Below are 16341 nucleotides of genomic sequence, written 5' to 3'. Positions count from 1 at the left end.
AAAAACTAACATGATTATTAGAAAAGCTACTCCACAAGACACCAAAGAAATTGCTACTTATATGATGTTAGCAATGGAGGATATCGTGTATGAATTCATAGGAGAAAATTCCAAAGAAAAAGCACTTTCTTTTTTAGAAAAGTTAATTCTTCAAAAAGAAAATCAATATTCTTACGAAAACTGTTGGGTGATTGACGATAATGGCAATGCTATCGCTGTAGCAAACGTTTATAACGGAGCTGATTTAGAAAAACTAAGAACTCCCGTAGCTTCTTTGGTAAAAACCATGTTCAATCGAGAGTTTCAATGTGAAGACGAAACTGAAAAAGGTGAGTTTTACATTGACTGTATCGGTGTAAACCCTAATTATCAAGGTAAAGGTCTTGGATCTAAAATGTTGCACTTTTTAATTGATGAATACGTTTCTAAAAGAAAAGAAACCTTAGGTTTATTAGTTGATAAAGATAATCCGAATGCAAAAAGATTGTATTTAAAACTAGGGTTTGAAATTACTGGTGAAAAGACACTTACAGGAAAAGGAATGGAGCACTTACAAATAAAGCCTACTCTTATTTCTTAAAATATTATTTCACACTACGTGTCACCCTGTTCTAAGATTTTTTCGTCTTATATATGAATCCGAATCAACTATTCATTTATAAAGATTTCTTGTTAAGCAAACAAGAAATATATGTAGGGTCAAAAGCTGAAGAAATTTTTAACTATAATTATGAGCACTTTTTAACTCTTGCTACTGACAGACAAAAAAATCGTTAAATCGATTTAAAAGCGCAACCTTTTCAAGATCGGTAGGACACGCTCGAAAAAGTCAAGATGCTGAACTTATGAAAATAGTAATTGAGCGCTATAAGACTGGTGATTATCGCTCAAAATCGGATGATAATTTAACTGTCTACACTATGGATTATTATCGTTATTCTAAAAACTACGAAGCTTTTAAACGTTTAGCTGAACAATACATTGATAGTTTAATGAACCAAAAAACTCTTAAAGAAATTAAAGAAGAAGATAGCAAGTATTATCAGTTGTATTCTAAAAACAAAGAGTTTGGAAAAGATTCGTTTACTGATCTCATGCTACAAAAATATAAAGAAGGTAGAGATGCTAACAATATTGTAAAACCTATTATTGAAACAGCTCATTATTACTTTGACTTAGCACAAACGAGAAAAGAAAAAAGAAATTTAGAGAAATGGGTTAAATACTGCTATAAATTAATTCCTGAAAAATATTCAGTAGATAACTTAAAAGCAGATATGTTGTATAAAGCAGGAAAAACAAAAAAGGCAATTGCTCTTAAAGCTATTGCTATTGAAAAAATGCCTTACACCGTAAAAAAGAAAGTTAATTTTGAGCATGAGCTAGAACTCATGAAAGCCAATAAAAAACTATAATTTAATTAAGAAAATTATAACAATTACTACTTAGTTTATTTTATAAGTTTACCATGTGAGAAAGCTTAATAAAATAACCCGAAAATCAACTCTATTTCCTATAATAGGGTTGATTTTTTTATTGCTATTTTCTCCTTGTAAAGTTAGAAACTTTGTACAAGCAGAACTTAACGTTCCGCAAACAGAGGTTTCAAACAAAAGCCAAACAACTCATAGCTATATAACTTGTTATGATATTGAAATTACAGATGCTTCTCTAATACAAGTAGCTGCTTCTACCAAAATTTCACCATTTTTTCCAACTAGAGCTTTTAACTTCTCTCTTTACTTTTTTGAAAGCTTTCCTAATAAAATTACTACTTATTATCAAGAAAAGGGATTTATAACATCTTCTATCCCTCTTTATATTTTATTCAAAAATTTCAAGGTTTACCTTTAAGCCTTCCTTCCTATTAACATTCACAAATAAAATACAATCTACATAATACTAACTTATGTAGTTCATCGGCTGTGCTTAAAACTTTAAAATAGCATCGGTCTTCATATCAAAATAAAATATTATGATTAACAACAATATAAAAAACGACTCAGGACTTTTAGTTCTGGCAATACGATTGGTTATTGGATGGACTTACTTCTCTGCTTTTTGGAGAAGAACAATTTTAGCTAACAAACTCGACCCTGAAGTAGCAGGATATATCGGAGAAAAATTCAACCATTTTCTTCCAAATGCATTAGGAATTAAACCTATTATTCAATACTTAGTTGAAAATCCAGATATACTCTGGTTAAATATGGTAATATTTACCATTATTGAAGGAATTGTAGGACTCTTCATCATCTTTGGTTTATTTACCCGAATAATGAGTATTGGTGTATTCGGTCTTGCTATGGGAATTCTTTTGGGTTCTGGTTGGATTGGAACAACCTGCCTTGACGAATGGCAAATTGGTGTACTTGGAATCGCAACAGGATATGTACTCTTTTTAACAGGAAGTGGTAAATACTCGTTAGATAATTACTTTATGAAGAACAATTTTTCCTTCACTAATAAAAAATGGTTTGCATGGTTAGGGTCAGGAATTTTACCAATTAAAAACAATATTTTTCCTAGGTTTGTTTTAATAGGTTCCTTAGCCATTTTAGGAATGACGTTATTTACCAATCAAGTATTTCATGGTGGAGTTTGGGGAACACTGCATAACAAATCGGTTAAACCTAAATTAGAAATAACAGAAGGTAAAATTAACAACGATACGCTTTCTTTTGACGTTTTTAGAACAGAAGGTGTTGATGTATACGGGTCGTGGATTATCGCTATTGAAGTATTAGATCAAAACAATAACACTATTATTCAGTATTCTCAAAAAGAGTTAGCTTCGTTAGCTGATCAAAACATATCAAACTATTATGTTGCTAAAATAAAACCAGGCAAACATAGCTTGGTAGTTCCTTTAGGAGCCAAAGCAAAAATGACTTTTAGTAATCAAGTTTTTTCACAGCTTTCGAACGGAACATATACCGTAAAAATAACAGATATTAGCGGTGCTTTTTGGACACATGAAATAACTAAATAAACAAAAACGCCATAATGTTTGGTTAATCACTATGGCGTTTTCTATTATTCTTAATAAAGTTTATTCTAATCCTTCCATTTCTGCATCATAAAATAAACCTGCTGCTTCAATAAGTCCTTCAAGTTCATTGGCTAAATCTTGTTCGTTTTCATCAGACAAGTCTTCAAACCACTCTATTTCATCATCTTTTAAATTGATTAAAAAACGTGGATACTCAGTATGTAACACAAAAATATCTTCTGGATGATTGCTATTATCTGCTAATAAAAATTTAGGTAAGTTCATTATGTTTGGTTTTAATCAATTGTAAAGTTAATTTATTAAATCGTATAAAAAGTAAAATTGAAGCGGTTGTTAATCCTGCCAATAGTCCAAGCCAAATTCCGAAACTACCATACATTTCTTTTGAGCCAAAATAAAAGCTGATTGGAAAACCAACTACCCAATACGATATAAATGTAATTAATGTTGGCATTTTAACGTCTTGTAAACCACGTAAAGCTCCTAACACCATTACTTGTATACTATCGCTAATTTGAAAAATAGCTGCCGCAATTAATAAATTAGCTGCAATATTCATCACCTCCATATTATCTACATAATTTTCAGCATCGCTTAAATCCATGTATAAATTTGGTAATGACTTGTGAAAAACAAAGAAGAAGGTTGCAAAAATAACTGCTAAAATCGTTCCTAAGAAAAATATAGAAAACGCTATTCTTCTCAACTCTTTATAATCTTGTAATCCTTTCTGATTTCCTACTCGAATCATTGAGGCTACACTTAATCCTGTTGCTACCATAAAGGTCATTGAAGATAAGTTCAATGCAATTTGATTCGCTGCTTGCGGATTCTTTCCTAACAACCCACTTAACCAAACAGCAGCAGTAAAAATAGCTACTTCAAAAAACATTTGCATAGCACTAGGTGTACCTAAGTTGATGATTTTTCGAAGCATTAACGTATCCAATACAAAAAACTTAATATTCGTTACCAAACGTTTTGAACGTTCCTTTTTACTTAACAACCACCATAAATAGGTTACCATTACAAATCTTGATAATAAGGTTCCATAAGCAGCACCTACAATTCCTAATTCTGGGAAACCAAACTTTCCGTAGATTAATAAATAGTTCAACAATACATTTAACACGTTGGCTATTAATGTCGCATACATCGGATAACGCGTCATCGACATTCCATCACTGAATTGTTTAAATGCCTGAAAAACAATCATGGGTATTAATGAAAAAGCCACCAAATCTAAATATGGTATCGCCAACTCAACCACCTCTATTGGTTGTTTCATTAAATACATTAAAGGTTTTGAAAAGAATACTGCTAAAAACAGCATAATTCCCATCATAGTACACAGAAAAAGTCCATGCTTAAAAGCCGATTTTGCCTGATCAAAATTGTTTGACGAATCAGCTTCAGCAATTAAAGGTGTTATAGCGGTAGAAAACCCAATACCTAACGACATGGCAATAAACATAAAACTGTTCCCTAATGAAACCGCTGCTAATTCAGCTGTTCCTAGTTGCCCCACCATAATATTATCTATAAAACTTACAAATGTATGCCCTAGCATTCCTAGCATTACAGGTGCTGCAAGTTTCAAGTTATATTTAAACTCCGAAGTATATTGTTGTAAATTCAATTTCTATCCTTTTTTCAAGCTGCGAAGATAAGTTTTTTAAAAGCGCTCTAACTTTATCTTCTTCATTTTTTAATTTATTTAACTACCTTTGATTTTCATTAAAACTCAAATAAAATGGCTTCAATAACACTAAAAGGAAATCCAATTGAAACAATAGGAAACCTACCTAAAAACGGAACTAAAGCTACTGATTTTTCATTAGTTGCAACTGATTTATCTGTTAAGAACTTAGGTGACTTTAATGGTTCTAAATTAATTTTAAATATTTTCCCTAGCGTCGACACAGGTACTTGTGCAACATCTGTAAGAGAGTTTAATAAAAAGGCTGCTAACTTAGAAAACACCAAAGTTTTATGTATTTCTAGAGATTTACCTTTTGCTCAAGGTCGTTTTTGTGGTGCTGAAGGCATTGAAAACGTAATTATGTTATCTGATTTTGCCGATGGTCAATTTGGTAAAGATTATGGTTTAGAAATTACTACAGGTCCTTTAGCTGGTTTGCATTCTCGTAGCATTGTTATTATTGATGAAAATGGTAATGTAACCTATACAGAACAAGTAAACGAAACTGTTGACGAGCCTAATTACGAAGCCGCTTTAAAAGCATTGTAATTTACTATGAAAAACCCCAATGACGGCTTTTTAAAAGGACGCCTGCGTAGTATTAAATTTGCTGTAAAAGGAATGTGGTTATTAATTACCACAGAAGATAGTATTAAAACACAGCTTACATTTGCTGTGATTGCTACTCTCTTGGGTTTTTATTTTCATATTTCTGCAACAGAATGGATGATTCAATGCTTGGTTATTGGACTCGTTTTGGTTGCAGAAGCTTTAAACACTGCTATTGAAGAGGTCGCTGATTTTATACACCCCGATTATCATGAAAAAATAGGCTTTATAAAAGACATAGCTGCTGGTGCTCCTACCTTTGCTGCTATAACTTCATTAATTATCGCGGGTATAATTTACCTTCCTAAAATAATAGCTATATTGTAGCGTTCAATTTATTTCTAACAAAAATACATGGCAAAAAAAAAGACAACTGTTCAAAAAAAACAACCTAGAAAATCTATTTTTAAAAGAATAGGTACCTTTTTTTCAAATAGACAAAACCAAACAATTCTTGGTTTTTTTCTATTACTGTTTTCTATCTTTTTAACTGTTGCTTTTATTTCTTTTTTCTTTTCGTGGCAAGAAGATCAAAGTACTTTAACCCAGTTTGCTGACAGAACTGTTCAAACAAAAAATCTGTTAGGTAAAATAGGTGCTAAATTGAGTAACTTTTTTGTGTATAAAGGTTTTGGTTTAGGAGCTTTTCTAATTCCTATAACCTTATTTTTAACTGGTGCTCGTATTTTACTTCAATCTAATTTAAAACGTATTATTACCTCTTGGAACTGGGGAGTTTTAATCATGCTTTGGATTTCTACTTCACTAGGATTTGTAGAAAAAGAAAATGCCTTATTATCTGGAGTTATCGGTTTTGAATTGAATGAATACTTACAAACATTTTTAGGTAAAACTGGTTTAACCATTTTATTATTATTCTTTTTAGTAGCTTATTTAATCATTCGTTTTAGCATTACACCTGAAGCAATTAGCGAAAAAGTAAAAAGCCAAAAAGAGAAAAGTAAAGCTATTTTTAACGAAAGAGCTACCGTAACTCAAGATGATACTACAATTATAGAGGATTCAACAATTATTGAAGAGACTACTTCTGAAGTTGAAAAACCTAAAACAGCCAATAAATCAGACTTTGAATTATCAGTAGAGAACTTACAACCTACTATTTCTAACTATTCTGATGTAAATAACACAAAGGAAACAGAAGATACTCCTTTAAACGTTCACCAAACCAAAGACCCTAGTCTTAATATTGCAGAAGACAGTAAAAACGAAGTTGAAGTTGCTATTGAAAAAATTGCAGAAGAAAAAAGTGTTACTGAAAATTTATCGGATCAATTAATAAAAGATTTTGGTGAATTTGATCCTACGCTAGAACTAGGAAACTTCAAGTTTCCAACCTTCAACTTACTTAAAGAATATAACGAAAGTATTTCTGTTGATCCTACCGAATTAGAAGCCAATAAAAACCAAATTGTAGAAACCCTAAAAAACTACAAAATTGGTATTGCTCAAATTAAAGCTACGGTTGGGCCAACAATTACTTTATACGAAATCGTACCAGAAGCAGGTGTACGTATTTCAAAAATTAAGAATTTAGAGGACGATATCGCCCTATCGCTTTCTGCTTTAGGAATTCGTATCGTTGCACCAATTCCAGGAAAAGGAACTATTGGTATTGAAGTTCCTAATAAAAAGGCAACCATCGTTTCTATGCATTCGGTAATTGCCTCTAAGAAATTCCAAGAATCACCTATGCAACTTCCTATTGCTTTAGGAAAAACGATTTCTAACGAAACCTTTATTGTCGATTTAGCTAAAATGCCTCACTTACTAATGGCAGGTGCTACGGGACAAGGTAAATCGGTTGGATTGAACGCTATTTTAACTTCCCTTTTATACAAAAAACATCCTGCGGAAGTAAAATTTGTATTGGTCGATCCTAAAAAAGTAGAATTAACATTATTCAACAAAATAGAGCGTCATTATTTAGCAAAGTTACCTGATGAATCTGATGCTATTATTACTGACACTACAAAGGTTGTTAACACTTTAAATTCGTTATGTATTGAAATGGATAACCGTTACGACTTGTTAAAAGAAGCAATGGTTCGTAACATCAAAGAATACAATGCAAAATTCAAGGCTCGTAAATTGAATCCTGAAAACGGACATCGATTTTTACCTTATATCGTGTTAGTAATCGATGAATTTGCTGATTTAATTATGACTGCGGGTAAAGAAGTAGAAACTCCTATTGCTCGTTTAGCACAATTAGCCCGTGCGATTGGTATTCACTTAATTGTAGCTACTCAGCGTCCGTCGGTAAATGTAATTACAGGTATTATCAAAGCGAATTTCCCTTCAAGAATTGCCTTTAGAGTAACTTCAAAAATTGATTCCAGAACAATTTTAGATGCTCCTGGGGCTGATCAATTAATTGGTCGTGGAGATTTATTATATTCCGCAGGAAATGACATCACTCGTATTCAATGTGCTTTTGTTGACACTCCTGAAGTAGAAAAAATAACCGATTTCATTGGTTCTCAGCGTGCTTATCCTGAAGCGTATTTATTACCTGAATATGTAGGTGAAGAAGGTGGCACAAATCTTGATATTGATATTTCAGACAGAGACAAATTATTTAACGACGCTGCTGAAATAATTGTAACTGCGCAACAAGGTTCGGCATCCTTATTGCAACGTAAATTAAAGTTAGGATACAACCGCGCTGGTAGATTGATTGATCAATTAGAAGCCGCAGGTATTGTGGGTCCTTTTGAAGGTAGTAAAGCACGACAAGTACTTGTACCAGATTTAATTGCCTTAGAGCAATTATTAGAAAACGAAAAGAATTAATAATTATAAACTATTCCGAAAGTGGAAATTAGAAAGACGATGAAAAAAATAGGATTATTATTTATTGGATTATGTATTAGCGTTAGTGCTATGGGACAATCAAAATCTTCAGAAGCAAAAAAACTGCTTGATGAAGTATCTTCTAAAATGGGAGCTTATAAAAACATGGTGATAGGCTTTAACTCATCATTAGTAAACAAAGCTGCAGGTATTACCAACGACCCGCCAATTAGAGGAGAAATAACCCTATCTGGCGAAAAATACAACTTAGATTACTTAGGAAACACGTTTATTTTTGACGGAAAAAAGTTAGTGGTTATCAATCAAGATGAAAAAGAAGTTACAATTACTAATGGTAATATTGAAGAAGAAGACGGATTCATCTATCCTTCTAAATTATTGACTTTTTACAAAGAAGGATATAACTACACTATGGGCGCTTTAAAAAATAGTAATGGAAGAAATGTTCAATACATCAACTTAACTCCTATTGACAGCAATTCTGATATCGTAAAAGTAGAGTTAGGAATTGACGCAAAAACAAAGCACATTTACAAACTTACTCAAATAGGTGCTAACGGTGCTGAAACTACGTTTACAATTACCAAATTTAAGAGCAACCAACCAATTTCAGAAAAACTTTTCTCTTTCGATAGAACTAAGTACGCTAAACAAGGCTACTATATCGACTAAAAAAAATATACAAAAGTTTTGTTACCGATTTACTCATAAAATCATTAACAAAACTTTTGTGTTTATATGCCACTAACCTACTACCTTTGCATCTGTGAAAACATTAGACAGATATATCTTAAAAAGATTTTTAATACCTTTTTTAGCAACCTTCTTTATCATCTTATTTGTACTGGTAATGCAAGCGTTGTGGTTAGTTTTTGACAACTTTGCAGGAAAAGGTCTTAGCGTTGATATCATTTTAAAATTTCTTTGGTATACCACGCTAATTGTTACCCCACAAGCCCTACCTATTGGAGTGTTACTTTCTTCTATTATGACACTAGGTAGTTTATCAGAAAACTATGAATTTGCTGCGGCAAAATCTGCTGGTGTTTCTTTACAGCGAATGGTGCGTCCAGTTGTTTTTCTTGCCATTTTTTTAAGCGGAATTAACTTCTTATTTCTTAATTACGTATACCCTTATGCCATGCTAAAACAGCTAAACATGAAGGTAAATATCAAGAAAAAGCAACCTGCCATTGCACTAGTTGCAGGAGGTTTTAACACAGAACTTCCTAACTTTCAAATAAAGTTTAAAGAAAAATACGGAGAAGAAGACAACCTGTTAAAAGAGGTAATGATTTACGATTTATCTTCTAAAAGAGGAAATAATAAAATTATTACAGCAAAAAAAGGTGAAATTCTTTCGGAAGAAGGAAGTCGTTATATGACGCTGGTTTTATATGATGGTCATTTTTTTGAACACCATATAAAAAACGGAGCTTCTTTTAAAGAACGAGAAAAAATGCCTGCATCTTATGCCGATTTTGATGAATATACCATCAATATCGATATTTCTTCTTTTAGTGATGACGATCTTGAAGAAGAAAAGTACAAAACGCAGTATAACATGTTAAGTTTGGCTCAGTTAAAAGACACGTTGCCAACGATGAAACAAAATTACCATGACTATGTTGCCAGTAGAGCTAAAAACCTATTTTTAGGCGTTGATGTAGAAGATTTACATCAATATCCTGATTCGTTAATGAAAAAAAAACTATCGTCAGATATTCTTGATAATTTTGATTTAAGAGAAAAGCAAAATGTGCTTATCACAGCAACTTCAAAGTTAGAACGTACAATAAACAACAATAAAGATTACAAAGAAACCTTAAAAAACAGACGTAAATATTTAAACCTATACGATATTGAATTTTACAATAGGGTTGCTTTTTCTCTTTCGTGTTTACTACTTTTCTTTATCGGAGCTCCACTAGGATCTATCATTAGAAAAGGTGGTATGGGGCTACCTATGATTTTAGCCATTGCTATTTATGTACTGTACTTTTTCTCGAATACCTTTGGTAGAAATTTAGCAGAAGAAAGCTCGCTAACAGCGATTGTCGGTTCTTGGCTAAGTGTATTTTTAATGCTACCTTTGGCGGTAACTTTAACACTTAGAGCAACTAAAGACAAAGGATTGTTCGATATTAACAGCTTTTTGGCTCCAATACGAAACTCTTTTAAAAACATATTCTCTAAAAAAGAGAAAACAACAAAATAATGACAACACAAGCATCAACAAATATTCAATTAAATACAATTGAAGAAGCTATAGAAGACATCAAAAACGGTAAAGTTATTATCGTTGTTGATGATGAAGATCGTGAAAATGAAGGTGACTTTTTAGCCGCTGCTGAAAAAATTACTCCAGAAATGATCAACTTTATGGCAACCCATGGTCGTGGACTTATTTGTACGCCACTTACCGAAACTCGCTGTAAAGAATTAGAATTAGGTATGATGGTTAGCAACAATACCGACCCTATGGAAACTGCTTTTACCGTTTCTGTAGATTTACGCGGAAATGGAGTTACAACTGGTATCTCTGCTTCTGATAGAGCTAAAACTATCGAAGCCTTAATAAATCCTGAGACAAAACCTTTCGATTTAGCTAGACCTGGGCATATTTTCCCGTTAAAAGCTAAAAATGGTGGTGTTTTACGTAGAACAGGACATACCGAAGCTGCTATCGATTTTGCTCGTTTGGCTGGTTTACAACCTGCTGGAGTTATCGTTGAAATTATGAATGAAGACGGTACCATGGCACGCTTACCTCAACTATTAGAAGTTGCTAAAAAATTCGATTTGAAAATTGTTTCTATTGAAGATTTAGTGGCTTATAGAATGGAACATGATTCTTTAATTGAAAAGAAAGAAGATTTTAATATTCAAACTCGTTTTGGTGACTTCCGTTTACGTGCTTACCAACAAACAACTAACAACCAAGTTCATATTGCGTTAACCAAAGGTACTTGGAGTAAAAACGAACCTATTTTAACTCGTGTAAATTCTACTTTAGTTAACAACGATATTTTAGGAACACTTACCAATAATGCTGATAAAAAGTTAGACCAAATGTTTAAAGTTATTAATGATGAAGGTAGAGGTGCTATCTTATTCATTAACCAACAAATGCAAGCGTTAAACTTATTAAACAGACTTCGTGTGTTGAAAGAAAACCAAGCGAAAGGAGAAATGAAAGCTCCGAATGTGGTAATGGATAACAAAGATTTTGGTATTGGTGCTCAAATTTTACACGATTTACACATACATAAACTACGTTTAGTTTCTAACACTAAACAAACCAAACGTGTAGGTATGATTGGTTACGGATTAGAAATTGTTGATTACGTAAGCTACTAATCGCAAACAACATAAAATCAAAAAAATCCTGAGTTAATTAACTCGGGATTTTTTGTATATATTTGAGAAAACAATAAAATTGCTAAACTTCATTATATCCCATGCTATTGTCGGGATAAGAGAACTAAAGTTTGACATATAACGAGTTGTAGCCAATTATTAGAACAATGAACTTTACTTATAATATAATTAAACAAGAAGATTTACTCGAATCCCATAAAATTATTTTTGAAGAAAAATTGAGCGCCCAAGGGAAAGTAAAAGGAAAATTATCTAAAAAAGCTGAACGATGTAAATTAATATGCATTGCGCATCATGATAATCAACCGATTGCTATTGGAGGAATAAAACCTAAAAGTGAAAGTGTATTTTCACCTCAAAAAGCTAATTTACCTGAGTTTTCAAAAAAAATAGAATGGGAACTAGGATATTTTTATACTACTCCATCCTATGCTGGAAAAGGTATCTCCAGTGAAATAGTACGATTGTTATTAAAAGAATCTAACAATATCAACCTAATGGCTACAACAGAGGTTGAAGAAAATCCCGCTATGGTAAGAATATTATTCAAAAATGGTTTTGAACAGTACGGCAAATTATGGCCGAGCACAATCAATCAGAATTCTCTAGGTTTGTTTTTAAAAATAAAACAGTAATTAATATGCAAAAATTCTACATTGTTCTTAATGAAGAACAACAAGGTTCCTTCACAATTGAAGAAATAAAGAACAAAAATGTTCAACGTGATACCTTGATTTGGAATGAAAATTATGAGGATTGGTTCGAAATTCAGAACCTTAATGAATTCAAATCCTTTTTTCAAAAAACTCCTCCACCAGTCCCAAAAAAGGTATCTAAAGAACCAATACAAGTAGTAATAGCCAAAGAGGTGAAAAATAGAAAAAAGAAAAAAATCGATTATTCCAAAATATTTGAATCTTTATTCAAATTATCATTTATAAGCTTAATAATTACAATTGTTTTTTTTCTACTATCCGCTTTCTTAATATATGATGTCAATAAATTTGATAATTATGACTACAGCAAAGTAACATTAGGAGAAAGAGTATCTTATAATCTTCCCATAGATGATTATTCTCCACCTTTAAGACCTAGCATAGAATGCGATTTTGATGGCAACTTTGAATGCTTAAAGTACAACATCAAAAAGAGGAAAGAAAACATTTTTGAAATGTCTTTCACTAATAGTTTATATGCTTTTGGTATTAGTTATCTGGTGATAATTCTAATTTATTTCGCGAGTCGATCAGTATATGAAGAGGAAGAATAACTAGCTACAACAATGGCTCCTATGAAAAGCACTAGTCCAGTTTTTCAAAATATTTATTCCTTTTTCTGAAGAAAATAAAAAACTGCGCCACCTAAAAGATACAGAAATACATCTATAAAATCAGCAGTGTATCTTGAATGAAACTTAGGTAGTAAATACTCAAAAAAAACTCCATAAAAAGTACAGATGTAAATAATTACGCCAATTGGTATTGTATAACTTTTATCTCTCCTACTCCACCGTAAAATAAAAAGACAAACCGTCAGTACAATCGGTAGTATTAAAAAGTCATTTACATAATTATTAACGATTTTGGGTAGTGTAATTTCAAATTGCTGAGCGAGATAAATAAAGCTTCCTACAGCAACTGAAATATAGAAGTAATATGAAAGTATCCTTTTTTGCATACGCTCCTATCCTGCTGCTACCATTGCTATAAACCATGCAATTAACGCTCCTATAGCACTTACCAATAAATACGCCGAGTATAAAATCCAACCAACAATACGATACAACCAAAACGAATGCTTTTTTAAGCGTTCTGCCAAGTTTGGGTTTTCTATTTCATACTTCACTTTTTGAAGCTCTTCTTCTTTATATGCCGCTACTTTTTGCTCTTGTTTCTTTTCAAAAGAAATTAACGTATTACAATTTTTACAGTAATCGCTGTTCTTATTGAAAACTCCGCAGTTTGGACATTTAACGTTTCTAGTAATTGCCATTTTCTTGTTCTTTAAAGCTGTATTTATTTTTCTTTTTATACGGACGGATAATCAATCTTGTTTCTCGATCAAAACGGATGTAATTATACACCCAATTCATAAACACAATTACTTTATTTCTAAATCCAATAAGTGAAAACAAGTGCACAAACATCCATACAAACCAAGCAAAAACTCCTTGAAACTTCCATTTAGGTAAATCAACAACGGCTTTGTTTCTTCCAATAGTCGCCATTGATCCTTTGTCTTTATATTTAAAAGGTTTTTGTTTTTTCTTCTTTAATTTTGCTATGATATTTTTCCCCAACAACCTTCCTTGTTGAATTGCAGGTTGTGCCATCATAGGATGCCCTCTTTCATAATCTTTAGTTTCCATACACGCTACATCTCCAATAGCGTATATGTTATCATAACCGATTATTTTGTTGTATTCATCTACTTTAAATCGATTGGCTCTTTCCACTACACATTCTTCAGCTAAACCATTAACAGCGGCTCCTTTTACTCCTGCTGCCCAAATAACAGTTTGCGCTTTAAAATGGTCTTCACTATTGGTTGTTACCGTTTCTCCGTCATAATCTAATACCCGTAAATTTTTCCAAACATCAACTCCTAGTTTTATTAAAAAATCTTCTGATTTTTCTGAAGAAGCTTCGCTCATCCCTTTTAATAACTCTCCTGAACTTTGAATGAGATTAATTTTCATTTCTCGAATATCCAAATCAGGGTAATCTTTAGGAAGAATTCCTTTTTTCATTTCGGCTAATGCCCCTGCTAACTCTACTCCTGTTGGCCCTTCCTCCTACAATAACAAAGTTCATTAACGCTCTTCGTTTTTCTAAATCGGTAACTAATAATGCCTCTTCAAAGTTTTCTAAAACCAAACTACGAATATTCAATGCCTGCGGAACCGATTTCATTTCCATCGCATATTTTTGAATATTGGTATTTCCGAAGAAATTTGTAGTAGATCCTGTGGCAAGAATTAACTCGTCATACTCCAAATTACCTATCGTAGTTTCTACAATTCGTTTCTCTGCATTTATACCCGTAACTTTAGCTAACCGAAAATAAAAATTTTCTATATCGTTAAACCTTTTCCTTAATGGAAATGCTATACTATCTGGCTCTAATCCGCCTGTAGCTACTTGATACAATAAAGGCTGAAATGTATGGTAATTGTGTTTATCGATTAAAACAACTTGTAATTCTTGATTTTCTAATGCTCTTGCAGCTGCCAATCCTGCGAATCCACCTCCTACAATAATAACTCGAGGAAAACTCGTTTGAGGTATGTTCATTATTAATTAGGGTTTTATAACTAATTAGCAAATTTAACTAAAAGAGAAAGGAGTTTCTTAAAAATTATTTTTTAGTTTTACATTTCATCCCTTAAATTCATTAACCTAATAAAACAACTACTATGCTTAATTTCTTCAAGAAAAAAAAGGTAAAAAATTTAGTTATTGAATGCGATACAGATGTGATTCATGTAAATAGTAAACCGCTTACTTTTCCTACAAATTACAGTACTTTAATTCAAGTATTGGGTAAGCCTAGTAGAGAATTAAAAAAGAGTAACGAGTACATGATTTGGGATAAGCATGGTATTTTTTGTGGTTATACGGATAAGGATAATATTTTATCTATAAACGTTTATCAGAATAAAATAGACCGCAGCGAATACAACACCAAAAAGCAATTTAAAGGAAAGCTTATTTTAAATAATGAGGAAATTACCAACAACGAGTTCGGTAAAATTCCGTTAGGTAAAGTTGCTATTCACAGACTAGGTAGAGAAAGTGACACGCGCTTTGGCTTTAGTCTTGGTGTTAATAGAGATTACAAAGATTTATAACTCTAGCTTTAGTTGTTGTAGCGTTTTGTTTGTTGTTATGAGTTTGTCGATGATTATTTTTCTTAAAATATCCACATCTTCTTCATAGTATCGTGCCCACTTATACTCTTTAAACAAGGTTTGTATTTGTTTTAAGCGTTGATGTGCAAATTCTGAGGTCATTAAGAATTCCTTACGCTCTTCGTCAGTTCGTATTCTTTTGATGTTTGCTTTACGCTCTTGATAGTCTACCTCTAGGTAAAACACTTTATCTGTACTATTCAGCGGATAAAAGTCAGACCAATTTGCATAGCCTACATAATATTTCTGATTTTTATAATGGTCTATCCCTTGAATTTTCCATCTGCAATTTGCAACCCTACCCCAGTGGTTTGAGTAACGAAAAACACCTTCTTCAGTGTAATAGTAATAACTCCCTGATTTACTTTGAAAATGAGCTTTCATATCATCAAAAAAATTGATGTTTTGCATTTCAAACTCACAATAGGTACTTCTGTAAAAGTTAAATTTATGATACTTCATTTAATTTCCAAAAGCTGTTAGTACTACTTTCCTTCTACCTCCATAATTTCTGTGCTCTCCTAAATACACTCCTTGCCAAGTTCCTAAATTAAGTTTTCCATTGGTAATCGGAATCTGTACCTGACACCCTAACATCGAGCTTTTAATATGTGCAGGCATATCATCTGCTCCTTCATAATCATGCTTGTAGTATGGCATATTTTCAGGAATCATTTTGTTGATATGCGACTCAAAGTCCATTCGAACAGTCGGGTCAGCATTTTCGTTAATCGTTAAACTTGCTGATGTGTGTTTTATAAATACCTGAAACTGTCCTACCTTAATATTTTTAAGCTCTGGAAATGCTTCTAATAAAATATCTGTAATTAAATGATAACCTCTGTTAAATGCTGGTAATTGAATTTCTTTTTGATAAAATTGCATACCGCA

At 32.2% G+C, this 16341-nt stretch carries 18 protein-coding genes and 1 pseudogene; 13 read left to right on the top strand and 6 right to left on the bottom strand.

Going from position 1 to position 16341, the window contains the following annotated elements:
* Positions 1–10: 10 nt before the first annotated feature.
* The 4 genes from AC3VI6_RS10475 to AC3VI6_RS10460 all read left to right on the top strand — a co-directional run bounded on the left by AC3VI6_RS10475 (position 11) and on the right by AC3VI6_RS10460 (position 2992).
* Positions 11–580 carry a GNAT family N-acetyltransferase gene (locus AC3VI6_RS10475; RefSeq protein ID WP_497706124.1) on the top strand — a complete coding sequence of 190 codons (570 nt, stop codon included), beginning with the start codon at positions 11–13 and terminating at the stop codon, positions 578–580.
* 265 nt (positions 581–845) lie between these two features.
* Positions 846–1415 carry a hypothetical protein gene (locus tag AC3VI6_RS10470; RefSeq protein WP_497706123.1) on the top strand — a complete coding sequence of 190 codons (570 nt, stop codon included), beginning with the start codon at positions 846–848 and terminating at the stop codon, positions 1413–1415.
* Positions 1416–1470: 55 nt separating this feature from the next.
* Positions 1471–1854 (top strand): hypothetical protein, encoded by a 384-nt coding sequence (locus tag AC3VI6_RS10465; protein ID WP_497706122.1) that lies wholly within the window; start codon positions 1471–1473, stop codon positions 1852–1854.
* A 121-nt stretch (positions 1855–1975) separates the two neighbouring features.
* Positions 1976–2992, top strand: a complete 1017-nt coding sequence (locus AC3VI6_RS10460; RefSeq protein ID WP_497706121.1) for a TQO small subunit DoxD — start codon at positions 1976–1978, stop codon at positions 2990–2992.
* 60 nt (positions 2993–3052) lie between these two features.
* On the opposite strand, the gene AC3VI6_RS10455 is transcribed toward AC3VI6_RS10460, so the two are convergent.
* Together AC3VI6_RS10455 and AC3VI6_RS10450 are read right to left on the bottom strand one after the other, a co-directional pair.
* The gene (locus tag AC3VI6_RS10455; protein ID WP_028892684.1) at positions 3053–3277 is read right to left on the bottom strand and encodes a DUF8828 family protein; all 225 of its coding nucleotides are present in this window, start codon (positions 3275–3277) and stop codon (positions 3053–3055) included.
* A complete protein-coding gene (locus tag AC3VI6_RS10450) occupies positions 3264–4652 on the bottom strand; it encodes an MATE family efflux transporter (protein WP_497706120.1) in 1389 nt (462 codons plus the stop codon). Before AC3VI6_RS10450 ends, AC3VI6_RS10455 begins: the two co-directional genes overlap by 14 nt.
* Before the next feature lie 114 nt (positions 4653–4766).
* Between AC3VI6_RS10450 and tpx the strand changes: the two genes are divergently transcribed.
* The 8 genes from tpx (at position 4767) to AC3VI6_RS10410 (ending at position 12810) form a co-directional block, all read left to right on the top strand.
* Positions 4767–5264, top strand: a complete 498-nt coding sequence (tpx, locus tag AC3VI6_RS10445) for a thiol peroxidase (protein ID WP_435254560.1) — start codon at positions 4767–4769, stop codon at positions 5262–5264.
* A 6-nt stretch (positions 5265–5270) separates the two neighbouring features.
* On the top strand, positions 5271–5651 hold the full coding sequence (locus tag AC3VI6_RS10440) for a diacylglycerol kinase family protein (protein WP_497706119.1): 381 nt from the start codon (positions 5271–5273) through the stop codon (positions 5649–5651).
* A gap of 27 nt (positions 5652–5678) precedes the next feature.
* Positions 5679–8138, top strand: coding sequence for a DNA translocase FtsK (locus AC3VI6_RS10435; RefSeq protein WP_497706118.1), 2460 nt, complete (start codon positions 5679–5681; stop codon positions 8136–8138).
* A gap of 39 nt (positions 8139–8177) precedes the next feature.
* Positions 8178–8831 carry an outer membrane lipoprotein periplasmic chaperone LolA1 gene (gene lolA1 / locus AC3VI6_RS10430; protein ID WP_274635259.1) on the top strand — a complete coding sequence of 218 codons (654 nt, stop codon included), beginning with the start codon at positions 8178–8180 and terminating at the stop codon, positions 8829–8831.
* A 94-nt stretch (positions 8832–8925) separates the two neighbouring features.
* Positions 8926–10377: an LptF/LptG family permease gene (locus AC3VI6_RS10425; RefSeq protein ID WP_497706117.1), complete on the top strand. Its 1452-nt coding sequence runs from the start codon at positions 8926–8928 to the stop codon at positions 10375–10377.
* Positions 10377–11519 (top strand): 3,4-dihydroxy-2-butanone-4-phosphate synthase, encoded by a 1143-nt coding sequence (gene ribB, locus AC3VI6_RS10420; protein ID WP_497706116.1) that lies wholly within the window; start codon positions 10377–10379, stop codon positions 11517–11519. The genes AC3VI6_RS10425 and ribB overlap by 1 nt, the downstream gene beginning before the upstream one ends.
* Before the next feature lie 167 nt (positions 11520–11686).
* Complete coding sequence (locus AC3VI6_RS10415) at positions 11687–12175, top strand: GNAT family N-acetyltransferase (RefSeq protein ID WP_497706115.1); 489 nt, start codon at positions 11687–11689, stop codon at positions 12173–12175.
* A 5-nt stretch (positions 12176–12180) separates the two neighbouring features.
* The gene (locus AC3VI6_RS10410; RefSeq protein WP_497706114.1) at positions 12181–12810 is read left to right on the top strand and encodes a DUF4339 domain-containing protein; all 630 of its coding nucleotides are present in this window, start codon (positions 12181–12183) and stop codon (positions 12808–12810) included.
* Positions 12811–13223: 413 nt separating this feature from the next.
* Here the strand turns inward: AC3VI6_RS10410 and AC3VI6_RS10405 are convergent, their stop codons facing one another.
* Positions 13224–13532: a hypothetical protein gene (locus AC3VI6_RS10405; protein WP_408035210.1), complete on the bottom strand. Its 309-nt coding sequence runs from the start codon at positions 13530–13532 to the stop codon at positions 13224–13226.
* Positions 13519–14833, bottom strand: a pseudogene (locus AC3VI6_RS10400) (NAD(P)/FAD-dependent oxidoreductase). Before AC3VI6_RS10400 ends, AC3VI6_RS10405 begins: the two are co-directional and overlap by 14 nt.
* 122 nt (positions 14834–14955) lie before the next feature.
* Here AC3VI6_RS10400 and AC3VI6_RS10395 point away from each other — a divergent pair.
* Positions 14956–15390, top strand: coding sequence for a DUF7738 domain-containing protein (locus AC3VI6_RS10395; RefSeq protein WP_497706113.1), 435 nt, complete (start codon positions 14956–14958; stop codon positions 15388–15390).
* On the opposite strand, the gene AC3VI6_RS10390 is transcribed toward AC3VI6_RS10395, so the two are convergent.
* Positions 15385–15912 carry a hypothetical protein gene (locus AC3VI6_RS10390; RefSeq protein ID WP_497706112.1) on the bottom strand — a complete coding sequence of 176 codons (528 nt, stop codon included), beginning with the start codon at positions 15910–15912 and terminating at the stop codon, positions 15385–15387. The two genes, AC3VI6_RS10395 and AC3VI6_RS10390, sit on opposite strands and share 6 nt — an antisense overlap.
* The gene (locus AC3VI6_RS10385; RefSeq protein WP_274635140.1) at positions 15913–16335 is read right to left on the bottom strand and encodes a secondary thiamine-phosphate synthase enzyme YjbQ; all 423 of its coding nucleotides are present in this window, start codon (positions 16333–16335) and stop codon (positions 15913–15915) included.
* Between the last annotated feature and the right edge of the window lie 6 nt (positions 16336–16341).

The sequence above is a fragment of the Tenacibaculum sp. TB-56 genome (genome assembly GCF_059716275.2).
The sequence above is the reverse complement of the archived record's forward strand: the minus strand, read 5'-3'. Positions and strand labels throughout refer to the sequence as shown.